The organism is Paraburkholderia phytofirmans (assembly GCF_046028095.1).
Classification (GTDB): Bacteria; Pseudomonadota; Gammaproteobacteria; order Burkholderiales; family Burkholderiaceae; genus Paraburkholderia; species Paraburkholderia phytofirmans_A.
Map to the genome: position 1 here is coordinate 1 of NZ_JAQQDJ010000041.1, position 886 is coordinate 886.

Consider the following 886-nt stretch of genomic DNA (forward strand, 5'->3'; position numbering starts at 1 on the left):
GCAAGCGCAACCCGGACAGGTCGTAACCGTCGAGCAGGGGCGAAAGGGAGGACATGGTTATTCCTTTGCGAGCAGTGGAGCGTGGTTCAGGTGAAGCACTATGCTGGTTAGCGTATCGCCAACCACGCGGAAATTCCTGAAGCCAGGCTGAATTGTTGTTAAGACGGATGGCAGACCGTCTGGTCTGCCGCGTAAAGGACGCGTATCAGGCGTTGCGGACGGCATGCGGCCGGCCGATCACGAGATAGTGAGCCAGCGCAATGAGCGGGAAGGCCGTGGCGACAGCGGCCACCAGCGGCCAGCCGCCATGTTCATAGAGCGGGCTGGCGAGCGCCGAGCCGAACGCGCCACCGACGAAGATGCTGGTCATATACAGTGCGTTCAGACGATTGCGGCTCGCCGCATGCAGCGCATAGATCTCGCGTTGACCCAGCACCATATTCATCTGCACGGCGAAATCGAGCACGATGCCGGTTGCAACGAGGCCGAGCACACCCCACGCCGGATGGATCAGTGCGGGTGCATAGGCGAGTGCGCCCACCACCAGGGCGATCAGCGTCGCTCGTAACGTGTGACCCGCGTCAGCCAGACGTCCCGCGACCGGCGCCGAAGTCGCGCCGATCGCTCCGACCAGCGCGAAGATGCCGATCTCGGTTTGCGAGAGCCCGAACTGGCGGGTCAGCTCGACGGGAATCGCGGTCCAGAACAGGCTGAACGACGCGAACATCAGCCCCTGATACAGCGAGCGATGACGCAGCACCGGCATCGTGCGAATAAGGTGGCCGAGCGAGCCGATCAGTTCGAAGTAGGTCGCCTTGTGATCCGGTTGGCGGCGCGGAATGGTCAGCGCGAGCACGCTGGTGACGATTGTCATCAGCACGGCTGC

At 63.0% G+C, this 886-nt stretch carries 1 protein-coding gene; it reads right to left on the reverse strand.

Going from position 1 to position 886, the window contains the following annotated elements; all coding sequences use genetic code 11:
- Positions 1-205: 205 nt before the first annotated feature.
- The coding region (locus PQR54_RS38830; protein ID WP_408255441.1) for an MFS transporter at positions 206-886 on the reverse strand (681 nt) is incomplete at its 5' end.